The organism is Aeromonas sp. 601027, assembly GCF_049174455.1.
In the GTDB taxonomy this organism is placed as follows: Bacteria; Pseudomonadota; Gammaproteobacteria; order Enterobacterales; family Aeromonadaceae; genus Aeromonas; species Aeromonas veronii_A.
Map to the genome: position 1 here is coordinate 249077 of NZ_JAAKTN010000003.1, position 22705 is coordinate 271781.

The following is a 22705-nucleotide window of genomic DNA, read 5'->3' on the forward strand; positions in this document are numbered from 1 at the left end:
CTAACCTCACCAATTTCAGTTGTATCACATACAAACTACCCATGATTTACATTGTATCAGTGGCTCTCTAACCTTGCAGCTCTTCCAGCAAAGCGAGGTTAACGATGAAAACAGTCATTCTGATTGGTGCTCAGGGGAAAATGGGGCAAGCCGCCCTCAGTGGTCTGGGCAAGCACAAGGTCATTACCGCCAGCCGCTCCGGCGAGGGGTGTGATTTTCAGGTGGATATCACCAGCCGAGAGTCCATCGAGCGGCTCTACCAAAACGTGGGCTCCTTCGATGCGGTGGTCAATACCGCAGGATTTTGCGAATACGCCCCCTTTGGCGAGATGAGCGACGAGCAGTGGCAAACCACCATCCAGAGCAAGCTGATGGGGCAGATCAATCTGGTCAATATCGGCCTCAACTACATCAATCAGGGGGGCTCCTTCACCCTGATCTCCGGCATCCTCAATATCAAGCCGATCCCGCTGGCCATTGCCGATGCCACCACCAGCGGCGCCATCGATACCTTTGTCCAGTGCGTTGCCCACGAGCTGCCCCGCGGCATTCGCATCAATGTGGTCAACCCGACGGTGCTGGAAGAGGCGTGGGACGTCTATGGCGAGATGATGCCAGGCTTCCAGCCGGTGCCGGGCGCTTTGGTCGGCAAGGCGTTTGAGCGCTCCGTCGATGGCTTTATTAGCGGTCAGGTGCTCTATGTCGATGCCTGATCCGGTTCAGGCCTGACCCACTCACTGCCTTTGTAATTCCTTGTCGATGTTTTTCCTCTTCCCCGAAAGCGCCCTGCTCTCGGGGCTTTTTGCATGGAGGAACCGGAGTAGCGACAAAATATGATTTCATTTCGACGGCGGCACACAGATTTATGTCATCCGGGTCACTGTCAGAGTGGCCTCGTTTGGCTTACTATGGCGCTCTTCTCCCTGTTGCCGTGCAAAAGGACTATTTTAGGCTATTTGCCGGAATGGATTACCGCTGACCAACGCCTTGTTTGGCCGCAGCTTATTGGCGCGGCCACTATTGCCTGTGCGCTATCGGCACTTATAAAACGCGTTATTTATGGATGTATAACGATGAAATCATCAATTGCACTCAAAGCCTTGTCGCCCTATATATTCGCAATATTGTCAGTTGGACTGATGTCCAGCGGATATCATGCGCTGCCGATCTATTGCGGCCTGGCCATTGTCGTCTATCCGGTGCTGGTTGCCATGCTGGCGGACGAGTGGGAAAAACAGGGGCTAGTCTATCGCGAATCAACCCAGGTCGAGGTTGATGTCAATGTGCGCGGGATCCTTATCAAGGAGCAGAGGCGACATCTGGAGAATCTCTATTTTATCTCGCCGAACGTGATGCAGACCAAACTCACCAGCCTCGCCCGCCTCAAACTGCTGCTCTGCGGCGCCATGTTTGCCGTGTCGCTCTATGAATTCGCGCAGCAAGCCGAGGCACAATTTGCCCTGCCCGCCGTCAATCTGCTGGATATCAATCTGCTGGATATCTGCGACCTGATGATCGGCCTTGGCGCCGCGCTATTTCTCGGCCACTGTGCGAGAAAAAGCCTCTCCCTCTACGGGACCTGTCGCCATAAAAACTATCTGGTGCAGAGTCATAACGAACCCGGCGTCCAGCTCTATAGCGCAGCCATTTCTGCCAAGGGGGCAAACCTGCAAGTGACCCATACCCGCATGTTTGATGCCTTATTGGCGTGGTATTGAGCAACCCTTAATTGGCAACCTTTAATTGCCCCCCCCTTTGGATCAAGATGGCGGGGCAGGAGGTAAGACAATAAGGCCCCATCCCAAACGCGCTCACTGACCACTCAGCCGTGACAGGCGCAGTGGTTGGTTGAGCCTCTATTGCCCTCCCTGTAGCAATCCTCTGCCCCTCCCCTTGCTTACTGCTTTATCAGAAGTCATCAGCCTGTCATCTGGCTGACATCCCGCGGTCATTTTCAAGCCATAGAGTTTTTCACTTATTTTTCATATGGATAGATAAGGAACATCATGACTTTCCCGCGCTCTTCTTATGTGGCTTTGGCCGTCTCGCTGGTCTTGCTTGGCGGCTGCCAGTCAGAGAACGAATCGTCTGCCGACAGCCAGGGCAAAACCGCCTATCAATACAGCACCAAAGCGGTCTACAGCCCGCAGCAGCAGGCGGAGAGCTACGAGCCAGCGCCCCAGGGGTTCAGCCCGGTCTTTACCGAGATGGTGGCGCGCCACGGCTCGCGCTCCCTCTCCAGCCCGAAATATGACGTGCTGACCAAGCTGGTATGGAAAGAGGCGCAGCGTCAGGGGGCGCTCACCCCCCTCGGGCAGGGGCTGGGAGGCAAGGTCGATCTGGTGACGGCCGCCAACCAGAAACTGGGCTATGGCCTGCTCTCGGCGCTGGGCAAGGAGGAGCACGCCAATCTCGCCACCCGACTGGCGGCGCGGCTGCCGACCCTGCTCAACAGCAGCGAACCTCACTGCATCAAGGTGGTCACCTCGGGCAAGGACAGGGCCAACGAAAGTGCCTTCTACTTTATGGAGAGTCTCAAGCGCAACGTGAGCTATGTCAGCGACTCGGCGCAGTGCTACCTCACGCAGGATGACCCTTCGAAAATCGACAAAAAGCTGGTCAACAAGTTCGAGCTCTACTTCCACAAGACCACGCCCGAGGGGGATTACGCCCGCTACCTGCCCGCCTATGAGAGCTACCAGCGCTTTATCGGCGACGAAGATGCCGGAATCGCCCCGGCCCCCGAGCTGGCCAGGGCGCTGGATCAGCTTAAAAACCTGAGCAAGACCAAAGAGATGGCCCGCAGCATGCTGGAGCGTATCTACAGCAAGGGCTTTGTCGACTATCTGGCGGGCGGCGTCGAGTTTGTCGCTATCAACCCGGAAGATGGCGGCATGACCTATGTGCGCGACGAAGTAGATGCCGCCCTGATGCTCTACAACCTCTTTATCATCGGCCCCGGCATGATCCGCGAAGCGCAGGCACAGGGCAGCGAACCCTGGGCGCTGGAGCAGTTCCTGACCCCGGAGGAGTCTGCCTGGTTCTCCTACCTCTCCGATGCGGAAGATTTCTACGAGAAGGGGCCGAGCTTTGCCAACCAGAGCGCCCCCTACGCCATTGCCCAGCCGCTGCTCGACGGCCTGTTTGGCGAGGTGCAGCGTCAGGTAGTGGAGGGTGAGCAGAGCCGACGGGCCACCCTGCGCTTTGCCCATGCCGAAGCCATTATCCCCCTCGCCGCCCTGATGAAGCTGGAAGGGAGCCGTCAGGGGGCCAGCCCGGATCAGCTGTTCAGCCAGCAGAACAACGAGTGGCGCGGCGGCTGGGTCTCCCCCTATACCGCCAATATTCAGTGGGATATCTACCAGAACGGGCAGCGGCAGGTGCTGGTCAAGATGCTCTACAACGAAAAGGAGATCGCCTTTAAGACGGGCTGCCAGCCCTACCAAAGCGGCAGCCACTACTACGACTTCGAGGAGCTCAAGCGCTGCTACGGCTATAACGGCTAACCCCTAGCGCGCCAAATATGGCAATCACCAGGGGCGACCAGCAGGTCGCCCCTATTCACTCCCCTTCCCTGCTTGCCAGAGATCAATATGGCTATAAAGCCGCCTTCCGGCTCCATTTGCTGATCAAGCGCAAAAAATGATTAATTTCTGACAATTTAATCACTTAAAGGCTCGCGTCGTAAACCTTGCTTGGCTTAACATCCCCATACGGTGCTTATTAATCAGCAATTGGTACCTGCACTGCTGGTTAATTGAGCATTGTGAAATGCTGTAATCCACGGGCATTAGCGTGGGACTCGCTAGCATTATTCCTGCTCAGAAGGGTGGGTGTCTCAGGTTTTATCTTTTCATATGACAATAGGTTACAGAAACAAGTGGTAAGGAGGATGGTTTGGCAAGGCGGGGTAGTCTTTTAAGTTTATCTATCAAAGTTGCTAAGGCAATTGACAGAGCCGGTAAGCAGGCTGCTAGGGAATCAGCGCGTAGACAAAAGTCTGCCGAACGCGAAAATGCCAGAGCAGAAAGAGAATATCAAAAATTTTTAAGAGAACAGGAACGAGATGCAATTCGTGCTGAAAAGGAAAAATTTGCACTGGCTAAAAAAGCTGAAAAATTGAGTATTGCTCAGGCAAAGGAAAGATTAAAAGATGAACTTTCTGATGCCCAAGACGAATATGAAGACAGATGCTTAGAGCGTGCGACTCTGCGCCAACAATTTATCAGTTTACAACTAAGGTAGAAAAATGGAACACATGCTTTTAGCCATTATCATTGGTGCAATTGCAGCCATATTGATTGGCTATTTCATTCTCAAATTAAAACATAACAAGGAGCTGGCTAAATATAAGGCTGATGTTGATGCTAAGCTTGGCGAGCATACAAGTCTTGAGACAGAGTTGTCGCAATTAAAAGAGAGCCTTACATCGCTAAAAAGTGATTTTTATAACGATACAAAAGAACTAGAGCAGGTCAGAATTGAGACGGAAGAGCTGAGGGCACTTAAAGCAGATGAATCCCAGCTTTTAGAAAGAATCAGAGAAGCAACTGAACAAAATAACAAACAGAGTGAGGAAAAGGATCGGCTTTCATTAGAAATAGCAAAGCTCAATGTTGATGTGAAAAATCTGATGGGAATGCTTGACCTATACTCTCGATTGGACGAATTCACGTCTGTTGGGCATTTTGAAAATCCAGAGTATCTCTATGAAACATCAGCTAGATTTTCAGAAGAAATAAAATACATCCGAAGCCAACAAAAAGATCTAATTAGAGATAAAAATGCGATAACGTATCCTGTCACTCTGATCATTGCGAATGACAAATCATTAAACAAAAAGATTCTCGATGGTCAAATAAAGCTAATGCTAGCGGCATTTAATATTGAGTGTGATTTCTTGATTGGGAAGGTGAGTCCTAGTAACTTCGCCCGAACCTTGCAGAGAATAGAAAGTCTTGCCAACACAATAGAAAAGTCAGCAGCAACATTGAAGTGTGGCTTTAATATTAGTTATGTAGAATTGAAATTTGAAGAGTGCAAGCTTCAGTATCAATACACCTTGAAAAAACAAGAAGAGGCTGATGAGCAAAGAATCATAAAAGAACAGATCCGCGAAGAACAGCGTGCAATTAAAGAGTATGAGCGAGCTATTGCTGAGGCTGAAAAGGAAGAGCGTATCTATAGGGATCTATTGAGCAAGGCTCGAGAAGAATTGTTGAAAACCTCTGAAAGCGAAAGGGCATTTGCAGAGCAGAGAATAGCTGAGCTTGAACAACAGCTACTTGAGGCAGAGATGAAAGAGGCTCGAGCCAAAAGCATGGCTGAACAAACTCGTAAAGGCCATGTATACGTCATCAGTAATATTGGTTCATTTGGTGAGGATATCTATAAAATTGGCTTAACTAGGAGACTAGATCCGATGGATAGAGTTAAAGAGTTAGGTGATGCTAGTGTGCCATTTTCTTTTGATGTTCATGCTATGATTTATTCCGATGATGCTCCGGCGTTGGAGGCAGCTTTACATCGTGAATTTAGAGCTCATCGAGTGAATGCAGTAAATCTGAGGAAAGAATTCTTCCAAGTAGACTTGTTGTCGATAAAGGATGCTGTGGATACTATTGTTGATATTGATAGTGAGTTTAAATTAACAGCATTGGCAGAGGAGTATTATGAGAGCTTGCGCCTTCAAACTGTTGAACAGGTTGCTTAATGCAGTAGTTTAATAATTAACTTACATTACATGTTAATAATTAAAAATCATTCTTTTTAATATATAAAAATAATAATGACATTAATTTTTAAACTAAAAAAGGCGACCATCCGGTCGCCTTTTTATTTCTATCACTTTCAATCAGAAAAACTTACCGGGCCGGTCGCTTGGCACCATTCCCTTTGGCCGCAGGCTTACTGCCTTGAGTGACGGGTTTGGCTCCCGGCTTGGCAGAGCCCGCGCGAGTCGGGGTTTTACTCTTATGGGCGGGTTTTCCGGCAGGTTTGCTCTTACCCGCATTCTGGCCAGCATTCTTGCCTTCGCCCTGTGCGGCCGGTTTGCCGTTAGCCGCGCCTTTGTGCAGCTGGGAACCCACCGGTTTGCCGCCCGTCGGCTTGTTGCCTGTGCCATTGCCACGCTGGTGACTGATGTTGCTGTGACGGGTCAGGGCCGGTTTCAGCCCCTTGCCGCTGGCGGCGCGCTCGTTGCGCCCTTCCGCAGGTACCAGACAGCCGGGGCCGTTGCCAATCAGGTGGCCCTTGCCCATGGCGAGCAGGGCTTCGCGGATCATCGGCCAGCCAGCGGGGTCGTGATAGCGCAGCAGCGCCTTGTGCAGGCGGCGACGGCGCTCGCCCTTGGCGACAAACACATCGCCACCGGTGCGGCTCACCTTGTTTAACGGGTTTTTCTCCGTGTAATACATGGTGGTGGCGTTGGCGAGCGGCGACGGATAGAAGTTCTGCACCTGATCGAGCTTGAAGCGGTTCTCTTTGACCCAGAGCGCCAGATTGATCATGTCTTCATCGGTAGTGCCCGGGTGGGCGGAGATGAAGTAGGGGATCAGGTACTGCTGCTTGCCCGCCTCTTTGGAGTATTTGTCGAACAGCTCCTTGAACTGGTAGTAGCTGCCCATGCCCGGCTTCATCATCTTGGAGAGCGGCCCCTCCTCGGTGTGTTCCGGCGCGATCTTGAGGTAGCCGCCAACGTGGTACTTGGCCAGCTCCTTGATATAGCGGGGATCTTCCACTGCGATGTCGTAACGCACGCCGGAGGCGATGAGGATCTTCTTGATCCCCTTGAGGTCGCGCGCCTTGCGATAGAGGTTGATGGTCGGGCTGTGGTCGGTGTCCATGTGCGGGCAGATGGTGGGCCAGACACAGGAGGCGCGACGGCAGGTCTGCTCGGCCTTGGGGCTCTTGCAACGCAGCTTGTACATGTTGGCAGTGGGGCCGCCGAGATCCGAGATGACGCCGGTAAAGCCCGGCACCTTGTCGCGGATATCTTCGATTTCTTTGAGGATCGACTCTTCCGAGCGGCTCTGGATGATGCGCCCTTCGTGCTCGGTGATGGAGCAGAAGGAGCAGCCGCCAAAGCAGCCGCGCATGATGTTGACCGAGGTCTTGATCATCTCGAACGCCGGAATCTTCTCGTTGCCATAGGCCGGGTGCGGCACCCGCTGGTAGGGCAGGCCGAATACGCCGTCCATCTCCTCGGTTTCCAGCGGGAAGGCGGGCGGATTGACCCAGACGATGCGATCGCCGTGAGCCTGCAACAGGGCGCGGGCACAGCCGGGGTTGGTCTCGTGGTGCAGAATGCGCGAGGCATGGGCGTAGAGCACCTTGTCCTCTTTCACCCGCTCGAACGCCGGCAGCTTCACATAGGTTTTTTCCCACGGCTTGGGCTTGGCCGGCTGCACCAGCACAGGCTGGGCTTCCTGCGCGGCAGGGGCCGCTTCGGTCGCATCGTCAGAGCATGGGGCCCCTTCCATATAGGGGTTCATGATGGGATCGATGCGGCCAATCTGGTCGAGCTTGCTCGAATCCACCCCTTTCCAGCCCGGCAACGGCTCCTTGCGGATGACGGCGGTGCCGCGAATATCCTGCATGGTGTCGATACTCTCCCCCGCTGCGATGCGGTGGGCCACTTCCACCAGCGGCCGCTCGGCGTTGCCATAGATCAGGATATCGGCCTTGGCATCGAGCAGGATGGAGCGGCGGATGGTCTCGGACCAGTAGTCGTAGTGGGCGATGCGGCGCAGGGATGCCTCGATGCCGCCGATGACTACCGGCACCTCTTTGAAGGCCTCTTTGCAGCGCTGGGTATAGACCAGAGTCGCGCGATCCGGCCGCTTGCCACCCACATCCCCCGGGGTGTAGGCGTCGTCGTGGCGCAGCTTTTTGTCGGAGGTGTAGCGGTTGATCATGGAGTCCATGTTGCCCGCGGTCACCCCGAAGAAGAGGTTCGGTTTACCCAGACGCATAAAGTCATCCTTCGATGACCAGTCCGGCTGGGCGATGATGCCGACCCGAAAGCCCTGCGCCTCCAGCATGCGGCCGATGACCGCCATGCCGAAGCTCGGGTGATCCACGTAAGCATCCCCCGTCACCAGAATGACGTCGCAGCTGTCCCAACCGAGCTTGTCCATCTCTTTGCGGGACATGGGCAGGAAGGGCGCCGTGCCGTAGCACTCGGCCCAATAGCGGGGATAGGAGAAAAGGTTGGGTACCGGCTGCATTTTGAACACCTGGAAAAATTCGGGTCGCGCATTATACCGGTTGCGGCCAAGGGGAGCGATGGCTTTTTGTCCCCAGCATTCGCACGGGAAAAGGCGCTTTGCCATCCAACACCCGCATCACGCCACCACAAACAAGCACGCCCGCAGGATGAGTGCGGGCGATCTTTGACTGCAACTGCCGCACGGTGAGCAGGGCAAATGCCGAGGGCTCACCGCCTGAATGGTTACTGACTCAAATCCTTGTCGATCCAGTATTTGGAGCCGGAGATGTTGGCATCGAACAGCAATCCCTTCTCGCCGATCTGGTAGATGGCCATGCCGCCGTTGTATTTGGCGGTAAGCTCGGCGCTCTCCTTGCCAGCTACCACGCCCACTTCGGAAGTGGCCTCCCAACCCTGGGTCACGAAGGCATCGAATCTGGCTTTGTCTTCAAACAGGATCACCTGCTGATAGAACTTGCCACCGATACCGGCCGCCAGCCCCGCGCCAAACATCTTCATATAGGTGTGTTTGCCACTCTTGCGATTGATGGCCACCCCGGCGCCCTGATTGGTATGCAGCATCAGGGAGAACTTGCGCGAATCGAATACTGCGTAGCCATACGCCTTGTCAAACAGCAACTTGGCTGAAGGCTGTTCATTGAACAGGCGCACCAGTGCCGTGTCGGCCATGGTGTTGAGCGCCACCCGCGCCTCCTGCGGAGTTTTGGGCTCCAGCATCTCGTCGAGCTTCTTGTCGGCTACCTTCAGCCACTCCTTGCCAGTGGCGATGCTCTTGTCGGTCCAGACCCCGGCGGTGTTGAACGCCTCTTCACCCCAGGCAGAGATGGAGGCCCAGCTCTTTTTGGAGAAGTCGCTGACATCCTGCCATACCTCCTTGCTAGTCTCACTCACGGCGGTGCCGAGATCGGCGGCGGCAGCCTTCAGTTTCTCCCAGTCGGCATGGCTGGGTGACACCACCAACGTCAGTGACAGGGCCAGCAACCAGTTACGCTTGTTCATTTTTTCACTCCCGTATTGTCGAGTGTCTGGGTTACCCGGTGCGATCCCCTACAACGGGCTACCCGGTGAAAATCACTCCCGCATTATCGGAAGGGGAATCCGGTTAAGCAATCATTGAGTCCTGTTTATCCCGCCAAAGCGCGACAACCGTTAATAAAAAGGCTGCTCATCAGAGAGGAGCAGCCTTGTTGAACACTGTGAAACCGGACGGGCTTATTCGACCATCATCACCTTGCAGGTGTTGGTACTGCCGACGGTTTCCATCTTGTCACCGTGGGTCAGCAGTACCATGTCCCCGCTTTGCAGCAGCCCCTTCTCCTTGAGCACGGCCAGCGCGTCGCGGCACACTTCGTAGACCGGTTTGGTCTCGTCACCGTCGAACAGCACCGGGGTCACACCACGGTAGAGGTTGGCCCAGGCCAGGGTCTTGTTGTGGGGGGACATGGCGAAGATCGGCAGACCGGAGCTGATACGGGACATCAGCAGCGGAGTAGTGCCCGATTCGGTCAGCGCCACGATCGCCTTGACCCCTTCCAGGTGGTTGGCTGCGTACATGGTGGACATGGCAACCGCCTCTTCCACCGAGGTGAAGGTGTAGCTCATGCGGTGGTTGGAGACGTTCAGGCTCGGGTGCTTTTCGGCACCGACACAGACGCTCGCCATGGAGGTGACCGTCTCGATGGGGAACTGACCGGCAGCGGTTTCGGCAGAGAGCATCACCGCATCGGTACCATCCAGCACGGCGTTGGCGACGTCCATCACTTCGGCACGAGTCGGCAGCGGCGCGTTGATCATCGATTCCATCATCTGGGTAGCGGTGATCACCACACGGTTGAGACGACGGGAGTGACGGATCAGCTTCTTCTGCACGCCAACCAGCTCGGGGTCACCGATCTCGACGCCCAGATCGCCACGGGCAACCATCACGGCATCGGAACCGAGGATGATATCTTCCATCGCCTCATCGGTGGCGACGGTCTCGGCGCGCTCGACCTTGGCCACGATCTTGGCATTGGAGCCAGCTTCGCGAGCCAGTTCGCGGGCGTAACGCAGATCATCACCGCAGCGCGGGAAGGAGACGGCCAGATAATCCACGTTCATCAGCGCGGCTGTCTTGATATCTTCCTTGTCTTTCTCGGTCAGGGCTGGCGCGGAGAGACCGCCCCCTTTCTTGTTGATGCCCTTGTTGTTGGAGAGAGGGCCCGCCACGGTCACAGTGGTATGGATGCGGGTGCCTTCCACGCTCTCGACTTTCAGTTGTACACGGCCATCGTCCAGCAGCAGGATGTCACCCGGCACCACATCATTTGGCAGGCTCTTGTAGTCGATACCAACCTGCTCCTGACAGCCTTCACCCTTGCCCAGGGCTGCATCCAGCACGAACTTGTCACCGATGGCGAGATAGATCTTGCCATCCTTGAAGGTGGATACACGGATTTTCGGGCCTTGCAGGTCACCCATGATGGCAACGTGGCGGCCGAGCTTGGCAGCAATGTCACGCACCTGATTGGCGCGCTGGATATGATCTTCAGGAGTGCCGTGAGAGAAGTTCATCCGCACCATGTCGGCGCCGGCGCGGATAATCCCTTCGAGGATCCCTTCGCGGTCGGTGGCCGGACCAAGTGTGGTTACAATCTTTGTACGTCTAGGCATGAAAGACTCCAATATGAAGTTGAGATAACTTGAGATTCTGCCCCATCAAACCGATGGCTCGATGCACCCGCTTGCAAACCATCCGGGTGGTTTTTGTTATTAAGTTACAATACCACATCAAGACTACACCAAGGAGGGTGGCATAGACAGTCGGGGGCCAAAGCCCCCGACGATTCAGGAAGAGTGTGGTGTTTCAAAGCGGGATTCACGCAATCCCTCTTTTACCTTCTTCAGGTTTTCACGAAATTTCATCCCCCGGCGCAGGGTAAATCCGGTTGCCAGCACATCCACCAGCGCCAGCTGCGCGATGCGGGAAGCCATCGGCATGTAGACATCGGTATCTTCCGGCACATCCATGGAGAGCACCAGGTTGCACTCGCGCGCCAGTGGGGAATCCTTGGCGGTCATGCCGATGACGGTGGCGTCGTTCTCGCGCGCCAGCGCGGCGATCTCGACCAGCGCCTTGGTGCGGCCGGTATGGGAGATCAGCACCACCACATCCCCTTCGCTGCTGTTGATGCAGCTCATGCGCATCATGACGATATCGTCAAAGCTCACCACCGGGATATTGAAGCGGAAGAACTTGTTCTGGGCATCGCGGGCAACGGCTGAGGAGGCGCCAAGACCAAAGAAGCTGATCTTCTTGGACTGGGTCAGGATATCGACACAGCGGTTGATGGCCGAGATATCCAGGCTGTTCTTGGCGGCATCCAGACAAGCCATGGTGGATTCGAAGATTTTGGCCGTGTAGGTATCGGGGCCGTCTTCTGCTTCCACATGACGATTGACGTAAGGAGTGCCATTGGCCAGGCTCTGGGCCAGATGGAGTTTGAAATCGGGGAAGCCTTTGGTATCGAGGCGACGGCAAAAACGGTTGACGGTCGGTTCACTGACGTCGGCCATTTTGGCCAGGGCGGCGATGCTGGAGTGGATGGCGGTCTGGGGAGACGCCAGGATCACCTCAGCAACCTTGCGTTCTGATTTACTGAAACTTTCCAGGTTGTTCGTAATTTTATCAAGGGTATTCATCATCACCACCAGACGTTTTTGTAATTTAGCTTCAGTGTCTTTGCACTAAATCTACGGCTAAGCAGGTTTCCAATCAAGCTGATGACTATACAAGACAAGCGGTTATCGCAACTAACGCCTGCCGTACAAAGTATGACTCATCTCTAATTATTTCGTACTTTTCGTTACAAAACGTCACCTCGCTGTGAAACCGCTTACAAATGTTGCAAAGCAACAACACTGTGAGCAGGCGCACGTTTGTATCGATCCGGCGGGTGAGTGAGCCTGAGCTCGGATAGAATGGGCCGTCATAATCCAACAATAATGTCGGGACACCACAGTCGTCCCCATCCTGTAACGAAGGAGTTGTTATGCAGCATACCCATGCGCTGGTCGGCGATGTCGGCGGTACCAATGCGCGTCTGGCCCTGTGTGAGCTGGCCACCGGTACTATCTCTCAGGCAAAGACCTACTCAGGTCTGGCCCATCCCAGCCTTGAAGCCGTGGTTCGCCTCTATCTGGAGGAACACAAGGTCGAGGTGGCTGAAGCCTGCATCGCCATCGCCTGCCCCATCAATGGTGACTGGGTCGCCATGACCAACCACAGCTGGGAGTTCTCCATCAGCGAGATGCAGAACAATCTCGGGCTGGCACGCCTGCAAGTAATCAACGACTTTACCGCGGTCTCGATGGCGGTACCGGTATTGGCCGAATCGGATCGCATCCAGCTGGGCGGCGCCGCACCGGTGGCTGGCAAACCCATCGCCATCTATGGAGCGGGCACCGGCCTTGGGGTTGCGCATCTGGTCAAGGCGGGCGATCAGTGGTTGAGCCTGCCGGGCGAAGGGGGTCATGTGGATTTTGCCGCCAACACCGAAGAGGAAGATGCGGTGCTGCAGGTGATGCGTGGCGAACTGGGCCATGTCTCGGCCGAGCGTTTCTTATCCGGCCCGGGCCTGGTCAATCTCTATCGCGGGCTGGTGAAATCCGATGGTCGTGAGCCGGAGCCGTTCGCCCCTAAAGACATTACCGAACGTGCGCTGGCGGGCGAGTGTCTGGATTGCCGCCGCACCCTGAGCCTGTTCTGCGTGCTGATGGGCCGCTTTGCCGGCAACCTGGCGCTCAATATGGGCACCTTTGGTGGCGTCTATATCGCAGGGGGCATAGTGCCGCGCTTCCAGGAGTTCTTCACCAGTTCCGGTTTCCGGGTTGCCTTTGAAGACAAGGGCCGTTTCAAATCCTACCTCAAGGATATTCCGGTATTCCTGATCACCCATGAAGGACCTGGCCTGCTCGGCGCTGGCGCTTACCTGCGCCAGTCGATGGGGATTACCATCTGATTGTAAGGTGGAGTGAAACTGAAACATCCGTGGTTCAGCATCGATTCAGTGTGGATGGCATATAGTAGTGGCACGTAACCAAGAGGGTTGTACTTCACAAGGAGTGGAAAGCGACTCTCATCCGCTGGATACGTTTGTCACCTGACAAGCCTGAACTGTTTCAACCGGCCTTTTGGCCGGTTTTTTTTTATCTCTGTGCCCCGAAACTACTGGGACAACGCCTTCAGCTGTGCCTTGTCGGGCGGGTTGTTCCAGTCGATGGGGCCGTGGGTAAAGCGGTACTGCAACCGTGGCAAGCTGGTCTCCAGCCACTCTTCCCTAAAGTAGGCATACCCCTGATTCCAGTCAGGATCATTGGCCCAACCGGTTTGCAGGAAGTAGAGGCGAGTGCCCTGCCCTTCCGGCACAAAGCGCAGACAAACCTGAGTCTTCTGCTGACGAATATGGGGCAGACTGGGCGGAAAATTCCAACTAAAGCTGAGCAAATCATAGGGCATGACGGCCATGACCCTGCACCCTTCACTGCCCCGTTCACCCAGTGGAGCATCCGGCCTGAAGTAGATTTCGAAGGGGCCATTCGGTTCGGCTACCATCAAACACTCGGGAGCCAGAAAACTGCGCAGACCACTCTCTGTCGTCCAGGCGTGCCACACGTCATCGATATGAGCCGGAACAAAAATGTTGCCTTCAATCTGTTTATTGTCCATAAATCAACAATCCTCACGCCATCCATACAGGGGACTTCGGCAGTATAGCCCCATGACAAATGTATTGGACAGCCCTTAATCACACCCTTGTCATTTGCCCCAGATAACCTTGCCCGCGTGCAACAGGGAACAGTGACCGCCCTTGGGAGAGCATGATGATCAGGCGCATGGAAGAACGTGATATCACCCCGCTGGCCAAGCTGTTTTTACAAGGCCGCAGACAAACCTTTCACTGGGTAGACCCCTCCCTGTTTCACCTGGATGACTTTATCGAGCAGACCCGGGGAGAAGAGATATGGGTGGCTGAGCGAGGGGGGACGCTCTGCGGATTTATCGCCGTATGGCAACCCGAGCTCTTTGTGCATCATCTCTACGTTGCGAGCGACTGGCATGGTCAGGGGATTGGGCGAGCGCTGCTCGAACATGGTCTGGCAAATAATCCCCGCACGGCATCACTCAAGGTGGCAACCCGCAATACGGCGGCCGTGGCCTTCTATCATCGGCTTGGCTGGCAGCATGGCGACGAGACCGGGTACTGCGAGCTCACCGGTCCCTGGTGCAAGCTTTGTCGTGAGTAGACAACAGCTCTCCAGACTGTCATGCATGGGCCCGTAAAGGGAAAATATCGATCCGGGATTGCATGGCAGAATATGAGAACACCACGACCCCAGTTGCGCGCGTGATCGCGACCACCGCTCGCACCGAGGATCCCCCGCAGGGCGTATGTGCTTTCTAGACCCGAAACAGCTTGAGCAGGGTATCGAGCTGACCGGAGAGCTGGCGCAAATCGCTGCTGGCTTCAGCCACTTGCACCACCCTGGCCGCGCTCTCGCTATTAAGGGTGGCAATCCGGTTCACGCTATGGCTCACCGCCTCTGCTACCGAGTGTTGCTCTTCCGAGGCTTGGGCAATATACATGTTCATCTCGCGGATCAGACTGACCTGGTTTTTAATTTTCTCCACCGATACCTGTACATCGGCGGCTTCGGCTCCCGCACGAGAGGCCTGCTCCTGGCTCAACTGCATCCCGGCACCGACATTCTGGGTCGCCTGTTGCAGCCGTTTGATGCTGGCACTGATCTCTTCGGTCGACTGACGAGTGCGCCCCGAGAGGGTTCGCACTTCATCGGCCACCACCGCAAAACCTCGCCCCTGATCCCCAGCCCTCGCCGCCTCGATGGCGGCATTGAGCGCCAGCAGATTGGTCTGCTCGGCAATACCATTGATCACTTCGATAATATTGCCGATGCTGCTGCTCTCGGTAGAGAGGGAGCGCATCAGCCCCGCCACCCGTTCCACCTCTCCCACCAGCTGATGAATCGCCTGATTGGCATGACCGGCCAGATTGTAGCCCTGCTCGACATAAAGGTTGGCCTCATCGGTCGCCGTAGCAGTCTTCACTGCATTACCTGCCACCTCCTGCACCGCCTGGCTCATCTCGGTAATGGCAGTCGCGACCTGATCCAGCTCCAGTTGCTGGGCATCACTGGCGCCCCGAGTATCCGCCGCAAGGGTGTCACAACGTTCCGCGGTCTGCAGCACGCCAGCAGAGAGCTCGTTGATTTCGGCCACCATCTCCTGAAGCTTGGCAATAAAGTGATTGATGTTGGTGGCCAGCGCGCCCATCTCATCCTGACGGAGGATCTTGAGACGCCGGGTCAGATCCCCTTCTCCCCTGGCCAAATCGAACACCGCCAGATTCATCTGATGAAGTGGTCTCAGCACATTGCGATGAATGAGTACCATCAACAAGGCAATGATACAGATATCAAGTACCAGGATCTGCCAGACAGTGGTGATCAACTGCTGGCGCAAGTTGGCCTGAATGGCCGCATCACTGGTTTCGACCAGCAATCTGGCCACGGTATTTTTCTGGCCGCTGTCGTCGTAGACCAGATCATACCCACCATAGGCCGCCGTATCGGCGGGTATGGCCGCTACAGGGGAAATAGTGCCCGCTGCATCGCGGGCAAACCCGGCCACCAGCTTCTCCTTGTTGACCACCAGCAGTGTGCTGAGCATATCGGCCGCCAGCTCGGATTTGAGCGATGCCTCGATAAAGGCCGACTCATAATTCCACAAAGGGCCAGGCAAGGAGAGCTGCAGTCGCTTGATCGCCTGCTCGACCAGCTGAGCCTGTTTGCTGTAGCTCTCTTCCCTCACCGAGCTGTAGTTATAACCACCAAACAGTACCAATAGCAGACTCACCGAGAGGGAAGTCAGTACGGCAATCCTGAACTTCAGACTTTTCCAATCCATGACTTCCTCCCGGTATTAACGGCAGCAGGAACAGTACAACTTACTGGTACTTGGCGTTGATTTTCTCGATGGTGCCGTCGGCTTTCATGGCTGCCAGAACCTCGTTGAGCTTGTTGATGAGTTCATCGGGCGTATCCTTGTTAAACGCCAAACTCATCTGGGTTTCCTTGAACACGAAGACCGGCTTGGGCGAAGCCACTTTCTCCTTGTTGGCCAAATAGGGGGCCAGATATTGGCCGGTTGCCCAGAGATCGATACGACCGGCCTCCAGTTTTTTCACGTTGGCGGTGTCATTGGCTGCCAGCTGCAACTTGGCAAATCCCTGTGCCTTGAGATACTCGGCTGCCGCATCACCGTTGTAGCCCCCCACCGAATACTGCTTGGCCTCTTCCAGTGAAGAGACTGTGATATTGGCCGTCGAGCTGGAGAAGAACACCCAGTTGTTATTGACCAGCGGCCCCACCCATTTGAACAGCGCCTCACGCTCCGGGGTACGAGTCGTGGAGTAGAGTGCGGTGTTGGGAGTGCTGAGGGTATCTTCATACGCCCGCTTCCAGGGCATCAGGGTCAGCTTGTATTCGACGCCGGCACGCTTGAGCAGCTCTTCGACCACCTCGGTCGATAGCCCGACAATCTTGCCCCCCTCCCCCTGCATGTTGAACGGAGGGTAATCCTCGGTCATCACGTTCAGTGGCGCAGCCTGAACTGCGCTTATCGCCATCATGGAAGAGACTGAAAAAATTGCACTTTTCCACAGCAGTTGATAGTTCATTGCAACCTCGCTTTGCTTGCCATTCATCCCTGAACATCCGCCGTTACCGATGGCGGTGCACATCTGACCCGCTGGGGTCATGCCGGCTTTCACGGCTCGCCGCCCACCCATGTGCAGCAGCAAACAGATCCGGATTTTGCCAGTGCGCAACGAAACGCAATCGGCGGGGGAGGCTCACGACAAATCGAGGTGGAAACATGCCAGGGCAGCATGAGGGGAGTGTGGAGGGGGCGGATAAACCTCTGCCATACAACAGCGCTGTGGCGAAGCAGAAGCGCATCGTTTAATGACCAGGGTCTGGGAGAGAAATGATAGAAAACGCCAACATCCATTTTCCCATACTGCTCGAGGAGACCTCAGAGCCAAACCTGTCCTTTAGCTAAGGTCACGAAAAGAGATACGTCAAATGAGAATGCTAACCCCCTCATCTGCTTCCAAATTAGATTCCAGACGAGCTCCGCCGAGCAGAAAAGTGGCGCGAGATACCCGAAAAAGAGAAGGCCACCGCGAGGTGACCTTCTCCAAATCAACAATCAACGTCTGGTGGAACTCAGTCCTTGGCCGCGTCCATCACACCCTCTTCGGAGTGCGCAGGCAGGATCAGGTTGAGCAGGATGGCGGCAACGGAGGCCAGGCCAACACCGGCCAGCGCGAAGTCGCCAATCTTCATCTCCAGCGCACCGACACCGACGGTCAGAGTCACGGCGACGATGGCGATATTGCGTGACAGTCCCAGATCCACCTTGGATTCCACCAGCGTCTTGAGACCGATGGCAGCGATGGATCCGAACAGCAGCAGCATGATACCGCCCATCACCGGCATCGGGATGGAGGTGAGCAGCGCATTGAACTTGCCGAAGAAGGCCAGAATGATGGCAAACACCGCAGCCCAGGTCATGGTGACCGGATTGAAGTTGCGAGTGATCATCACGGCACCAGTCACTTCGGCGTAGGTGGTCACGGGTGGGCCACCGATGAAACCGGCGAAGCAGACGCCGATGCCGTCACCGGCCAGCGTACGGTGCAAACCCGGATCCTTGGTGTAATCCTTGCCAGTCACGCCACCAATCGCCAACACGCCACCGATATGCTCGATACAGGGGGCGATGGCTACCGGCAACATGAACAACGCCGCAGCCCAGTTGATCTCCGGGGTTTCGAAGTGGGGCAGCGCCAGCCAGGGGGCGTTCACCATGCCATCGAAACTCACCTGGCCCATGAACACCGCCGAGACATAACCGGCAATCACACCGCACAGGATGGGGATCAGCTTGATCCACCCCTTGCAGAACACAGCTGCAATCAGGGTGACCGCCAGCGAGATACCGGCCAGCGTCAGCGCAGTCCCCGCAGGAACCACCTGCTCACTACCGGCGCGGCCCATCGCCATGTTGCAGGCAACCTGCGCCACAGAAAGACCGATCACCATGATCACCGGGCCAATCACCACCGGGGGCAGCAATTTGTGCACAAAACCCATCCCTTTTGCCCGGATCAGCGCAGCCAGAATGAAATACATGAAACCGGCGGCAAACAGGCCAAACATGGTGGATGGCAATCCCCAGGTCTGGGTGGCGTAGATGATGGGAGCGATGAAGGCAAAGCTGGAACCGAGGAAAATCGGGACCTGGCGGCGGGTGCAGAGCTGGAACAACAGGGTGCCCACACCGGCGCCAAGCAGGGCCATGGAGGGGTTCAGTCCGGTGAGCAGGGGCACCAGAACCATGGCACCGAAGGCGACAAACAGGATTTGCAGCCCGGCGACACTTTGCTTGACTAAGGAAAACATGGATGTCCTTAATTTTTTGATAACTGATGGGGATATTTATCACTTTTCAGTTATCACAAGACTTTTCCAAGGCACAAAATGAACACAAATACGTCACTTGTTACCTTTTACTGCTTGGGAAGGGCATGAAACTAGCTTTTTAGGCGGGATTCGTTGCTACAAGCATCGAGTATGCGATTTTACGCATTATTGTGACGAACGCCAATCGTTTTTCCATCATGTTTATTGTGTTCATGGTCAAAAATGCCGCCGCTTGGGGGCGCTCTATAATGGATCCTGTGAATCAAGATGGACAAGGAGTCCCCATGTCACAGCCCCCATTCAAGGCCAGCCAGCGCAGATTGCTTATCGGCTCGGCCATCGCACTCGCCCTGTTTGCGAACCCGTTCAGTTATGATTTCGCCCAAAATGAGTGGCAAATGAATCAGGCCTATGCCAAGTCCTGCTTTATCGCCGGCACTCGCATCACGATGGCCGATGGTTCCACCCGCCCCATAGAGACGCTCCGGGTCGGTGAACAGGTGCTGGATCAGCACGGCGGCAGTAACCGGATCCTGGCGATCGAACGGGTCATACTGGGCAAGCGCAGGCTCTACGGGATCAATGATCTGCCCCCGTTCTTTACCGCAGAGCACCCTCTGCTGACCACTCGGGGCTGGGCGGCCATCTCACCGGCCATGACCCGAACCGAAAACCCGCAACTGGCGGTGCTGCCGCTATTTACCGGCATGCAGATAATGTGTCGCCCCACACCTGTTATGGTGACGGGTAATCTGGCCCTGCAATCCCAGCCGGAATTACTGCTGGTTGAGTCACTCTGCTGGATCGAGGCATCTCCCACTACCGCACTCTTCAATCTGCTGCTCGATGGCAGCCACAGCTACATCGCCAATGAGCTGATCGTTCACAACAAAGATGGCGATGGTGGCAGCGGGGGCAGCAGTGGTGGAGGCAGCAACAACGGCGGAGGCAGCAACAACGGCGGAGGCAGCAACAGCGGCGGCGGCAGCAACAGCGGCGGAGGCAGCAACAGCGGCGGTGGCAGCGACAGCGGCGGTGGCAGCGACAGCGATGGGGGCAGCAACAGCGGCGGAGGCAGCGACAGCGGCGGTGGCAGCGACAGCGACGGGGGCAGCGATGACAGTGGCGGCCAAGGCGAGCATGCCGGCGGAGAGCAGCATGGTGGAGGTGAACGGCATGCTGGTGGAGAAAAACATGCAGGGGGAGAACGCCATGGGGGTGGCCGCGGATTTGGCAATGGCGTTGATGACAACGGTGTGGATGCCGTCGATGCCAACGGGAACAAGCTCAGAGGTGACGGCACTGTCGATGACAACGGTGTAGATGCCGTCGATGCCAATGGCAACAAGCTCAGAGGCGATGGCACCATCGATGACAACGGCGTAGATGCCGTCGATGCCAATGGCAACAAGCTCAGGGGCGATGGCACGGTCGATGACAACGGTGTGGATGCCGTCGATGCCAATGGCAACAAGCTCAGGGGTGATGGCACGGTCGATGATCGCCAGCAAGTGCTTACCGATGAGCAGGAGCGGGCGCTGCTAAACAACGGCTTTAGCCAACAGGGGCAACCATAATGCGATATCTGTTACCACTCCTCCTGCTCGGCCTCACTGGCTGCGCCACGGTCGACACCCCGCCGCTTTACCATCAGATGGATAAGACAGATGTTCAACTGGCCAATCAGGCACTCGCCAAGGCGCTGGAAACCCGTACCAAAGGGCAGAGCCTCACCTGGTTCAATCCGGCTAACCGTCACTCGGGTAGCGTCACCCCGCTACGCACCTTCCGCCATCCCAGCGGGGAGTGGTGTCGCGACTATCGCGAGCAACTCTATATCGGCAAGGCGAGCCAGCAGTGGCAGGATACCGCCTGTCGCAATCTGCAAGGGCGCTGGCGGCCATTGCGAACTTAGTGAATGCCACCGGGGATGAACGAAAGGGGGTAGCAGCGCTACCCCCTTGTCATCTTTACCGACCCGTTATCCGGGCGGTGAATACGCGGTTATACCCGACGATAGGGCAGGTAAACCGGCTCCCACATATGGTTGAGGATATGCTGCTGCAGATCCTGACCGATCAGCGGGTGGGAGGGATCCCGGCGCACGATATCCTTGAGCACGGCGGTGGCCACATGCACCGAGATGCTGCGCAGCTCGCGAATGCGGGGATAGACGGCCCCTTTCGCCAGATCCACCTCACTCACGCACTCGGCCAGCGCAAAGGCAGCAGTAGTGAAGACATCGGGCGTGATCTCGCGGATCTGGCTGACGATGGCCGCCAAACCTACACCGGGGAAGATAAAGACGTTGTTGCCCTGCCCCACCCGGAACTCCTGCCCCTCGTAGCTCACATCCTTGAACGGACTACCGGTTGCAACGATGGCTTTGCCCTTGCTCCAGCGGTAGATATCTTCCGGCAACGCTTCACAGTTGGCGGTGGGGTTGGAGAGCGGGAACACCATGGGGCGCTCGCAATGCTGCAGCATCAGCTGGATGTGCTCTTCCTGGAAGGCACCGCCCGAACCGCTGGTACCCAGCAACACGGTAATGGGCACATGACGCAGTACATCGGCCAGATTGGCCTTGCCGGGCACCTCGGTATCCCAACCCGCCAGCAGCAGCCCCGGCTTGGCGTAGCGACGCTTGTACTCGTCGAGCCCGTCCCGGTTGTCGCACACCAGCCCCTGGGTATCCAGAATGTAGATGCGATCGCGGGCCGCCTGCGGATCCATCCCCTCACGGATCATCCCCGCGCAGATCTGATCCGCGACACCAACCCCGCCGGCGCCAGCGCCGTAGACCAGATAGTTCTGCTGGCCCAGGGTCTCCCCCTTGACCTTGACCGCGCCTATGATACCGGCCAGCACCACGGCACCGGTGCCCTGAATATCATCGTTGAATGACGGCAGTGACTGCTGGTAGCGGGCCAGATTGTTGAAGGCGTTGGATTTGCTGAAGTCTTCCCACTGCAGCACGGCGTTGGGGAAGTGGCGCTTGACCCCCTGCACGAACTTGTCGATGAACTCCTCATACTCCTTGCCGCGAATGCGCTTGTGGGGGCGGCCCAGATACATGGGGTCATCGAGCAGTTTCTGGTTGTCGGTGCCCACATCCAGCGCGATGGGCATGCAGCAGGCGGGGTGAATACCGGCACCCAGGGTATAGAGCGCCAGCTTGCCGATGGGGATGCCCATGCCGCCAACACCCTGGTCGCCGATCCCCAGAATGCCCTGGCTGTCGGTGACGACTATGATGCGGATCGATTTGGCATCGAAGTGACGGGCCTGACTGCCCATGTCATCCACGTTGTCCGGGGTGATGTAGAGGCCGCGCGGCTTCTGGAAGCGGTGGCTGAACTCCTGACACGCCTTGCCCACGGTCGGGGTATAGATGTAGGGAGTCATCTCCTCCACATGGCGTGACAACAGGGCATAGAAGAGAGTCTCGTTGCGATCCTGCAGGGCACGCAGGTTCTGGTACTTCTCGATATCGCTGCAAGCGCTCTTAAACCCCTCATACACTCGCTCGAGCTGGGCTTCAAAAGTTTGCACCTGAGGCGGCAGCAAACCATCGAGATCAAAATCGGCCCGCTCCTGTTCGGTGAAGGCTGTGCCCTTGTTGAGGTATCGATTGTTAAGCAGATCAGTGCCGGTCAGTGCAACGGGGCGAAAATCCTGTCCCTGTGCATCTTTCCACAGCAGATATTGTCCGGTAGCCATAGTCATTCTCTTTGATTTACGTGAAATTGCCGTTCGGCAGGAGAGCAAGACTCATAATGAAATCAATCATATGACGTTTACTCGATCGGTTTTGTGAGCTTGGGCATACCCTGCGGCCAAAATAGGCGCCCGGCGGCCCCGACGAGACAAATATCCACGGCAAGGAATGAGACTCATGTTAGCATTGCGGGCAACCCAGCCCCTTTC

Annotated in this window: 17 protein-coding genes and 1 pseudogene; 9 read left to right on the forward strand and 9 right to left on the reverse strand. The window is 56.1% G+C overall.

The annotated features are described in order from the left end of the window. Nucleotides 1–104: 104 nt before the first annotated feature. The 5 genes from G5193_RS06350 (at nt 105) to G5193_RS06370 (ending at nt 5713) form a co-directional block, all read left to right on the forward strand. Nucleotides 105–713 (forward strand): short chain dehydrogenase, encoded by a 609-nt coding sequence (locus G5193_RS06350; protein ID WP_005347588.1) that lies wholly within the window; start codon nt 105–107, stop codon nt 711–713. 426 nt (nt 714–1139) lie between these two features. Next, a complete protein-coding gene (locus G5193_RS06355) occupies nt 1140–1718 on the forward strand; it encodes a hypothetical protein (RefSeq protein ID WP_421205458.1) in 579 nt (192 codons plus the stop codon). Between the two features lie 288 nt (nt 1719–2006). After that, nucleotides 2007–3506 carry a histidine-type phosphatase gene (locus G5193_RS06360; protein WP_421205460.1) on the forward strand — a complete coding sequence of 500 codons (1500 nt, stop codon included), beginning with the start codon at nt 2007–2009 and terminating at the stop codon, nt 3504–3506. A 391-nt stretch (nt 3507–3897) separates the two neighbouring features. Continuing rightward, complete coding sequence (locus G5193_RS06365; RefSeq protein ID WP_074042628.1) at nt 3898–4245, forward strand: hypothetical protein; 348 nt, start codon at nt 3898–3900, stop codon at nt 4243–4245. A gap of 4 nt (nt 4246–4249) precedes the next feature. Then, a complete protein-coding gene (locus G5193_RS06370) occupies nt 4250–5713 on the forward strand; it encodes a DUF4041 domain-containing protein (protein WP_421205462.1) in 1464 nt (487 codons plus the stop codon). Nucleotides 5714–5864: 151 nt separating this feature from the next. Here G5193_RS06370 and G5193_RS06375 read toward each other — a convergent pair whose 3' ends face one another. The 4 genes from G5193_RS06375 to G5193_RS06390 all read right to left on the reverse strand — a co-directional run bounded on the left by G5193_RS06375 (nt 5865) and on the right by G5193_RS06390 (nt 11914). Then, nucleotides 5865–8228, reverse strand: coding sequence for a YgiQ family radical SAM protein (locus G5193_RS06375; RefSeq protein WP_421205464.1), 2364 nt, complete (start codon nt 8226–8228; stop codon nt 5865–5867). 224 nt (nt 8229–8452) lie between these two features. Then, complete coding sequence (gene befA / locus G5193_RS06380; RefSeq protein WP_323912847.1) at nt 8453–9229, reverse strand: beta cell expansion factor BefA; 777 nt, start codon at nt 9227–9229, stop codon at nt 8453–8455. Nucleotides 9230–9442: 213 nt separating this feature from the next. Then, nucleotides 9443–10882 carry a pyruvate kinase gene (pyk, locus tag G5193_RS06385; RefSeq protein WP_216978295.1) on the reverse strand — a complete coding sequence of 480 codons (1440 nt, stop codon included), beginning with the start codon at nt 10880–10882 and terminating at the stop codon, nt 9443–9445. 174 nt (nt 10883–11056) lie between these two features. Beyond that, a complete protein-coding gene (locus G5193_RS06390; protein WP_005347620.1) occupies nt 11057–11914 on the reverse strand; it encodes a MurR/RpiR family transcriptional regulator in 858 nt (285 codons plus the stop codon). Nucleotides 11915–12258: 344 nt separating this feature from the next. Here G5193_RS06390 and glk point away from each other — a divergent pair. Next, nucleotides 12259–13230, forward strand: a pseudogene (gene glk / locus G5193_RS06395) (glucokinase); the annotation flags it as partial. A gap of 206 nt (nt 13231–13436) precedes the next feature. Here glk and G5193_RS06400 read toward each other — a convergent pair. Beyond that, nucleotides 13437–13937 carry an SRPBCC family protein gene (locus tag G5193_RS06400; protein WP_216953138.1) on the reverse strand — a complete coding sequence of 167 codons (501 nt, stop codon included), beginning with the start codon at nt 13935–13937 and terminating at the stop codon, nt 13437–13439. Nucleotides 13938–14092: 155 nt separating this feature from the next. Here G5193_RS06400 and G5193_RS06405 point away from each other — a divergent pair, with 155 nt between their 5' ends. Then, the gene (locus tag G5193_RS06405; RefSeq protein ID WP_319919190.1) at nt 14093–14515 is read left to right on the forward strand and encodes a GNAT family N-acetyltransferase; all 423 of its coding nucleotides are present in this window, start codon (nt 14093–14095) and stop codon (nt 14513–14515) included. A 154-nt stretch (nt 14516–14669) separates the two neighbouring features. On the opposite strand, the gene G5193_RS06410 is transcribed toward G5193_RS06405, so the two are convergent. From G5193_RS06410 to G5193_RS06420, 3 genes are all read right to left on the reverse strand, one after another. Continuing rightward, nucleotides 14670–16196 (reverse strand): methyl-accepting chemotaxis protein, encoded by a 1527-nt coding sequence (locus G5193_RS06410; protein WP_421203055.1) that lies wholly within the window; start codon nt 16194–16196, stop codon nt 14670–14672. Between the two features lie 40 nt (nt 16197–16236). Then, nucleotides 16237–16968, reverse strand: coding sequence for a substrate-binding periplasmic protein (locus G5193_RS06415; protein WP_216953136.1), 732 nt, complete (start codon nt 16966–16968; stop codon nt 16237–16239). Nucleotides 16969–17518: 550 nt separating this feature from the next. Further along, nucleotides 17519–18757 (reverse strand): uracil-xanthine permease family protein, encoded by a 1239-nt coding sequence (locus tag G5193_RS06420; RefSeq protein WP_005334784.1) that lies wholly within the window; start codon nt 18755–18757, stop codon nt 17519–17521. 305 nt (nt 18758–19062) lie between these two features. On the opposite strand from G5193_RS06420, the gene G5193_RS06425 reads away from it, so the two are divergent. Beyond that, on the forward strand, nt 19063–20355 hold the full coding sequence (locus G5193_RS06425) for a hypothetical protein (RefSeq protein WP_421205467.1): 1293 nt from the start codon (nt 19063–19065) through the stop codon (nt 20353–20355). Next, nucleotides 20352–20693, forward strand: a complete 342-nt coding sequence (locus tag G5193_RS06430; RefSeq protein WP_421205508.1) for an RT0821/Lpp0805 family surface protein — start codon at nt 20352–20354, stop codon at nt 20691–20693. Before G5193_RS06425 ends, G5193_RS06430 begins: the two co-directional genes overlap by 4 nt. Before the next feature lie 89 nt (nt 20694–20782). Here the strand turns inward: G5193_RS06430 and G5193_RS06435 are convergent, their stop codons facing one another. After that, nucleotides 20783–22498, reverse strand: coding sequence for an NAD-dependent malic enzyme (locus G5193_RS06435; protein ID WP_058055721.1), 1716 nt, complete (start codon nt 22496–22498; stop codon nt 20783–20785). Nucleotides 22499–22705 lie beyond the last annotated feature (207 nt).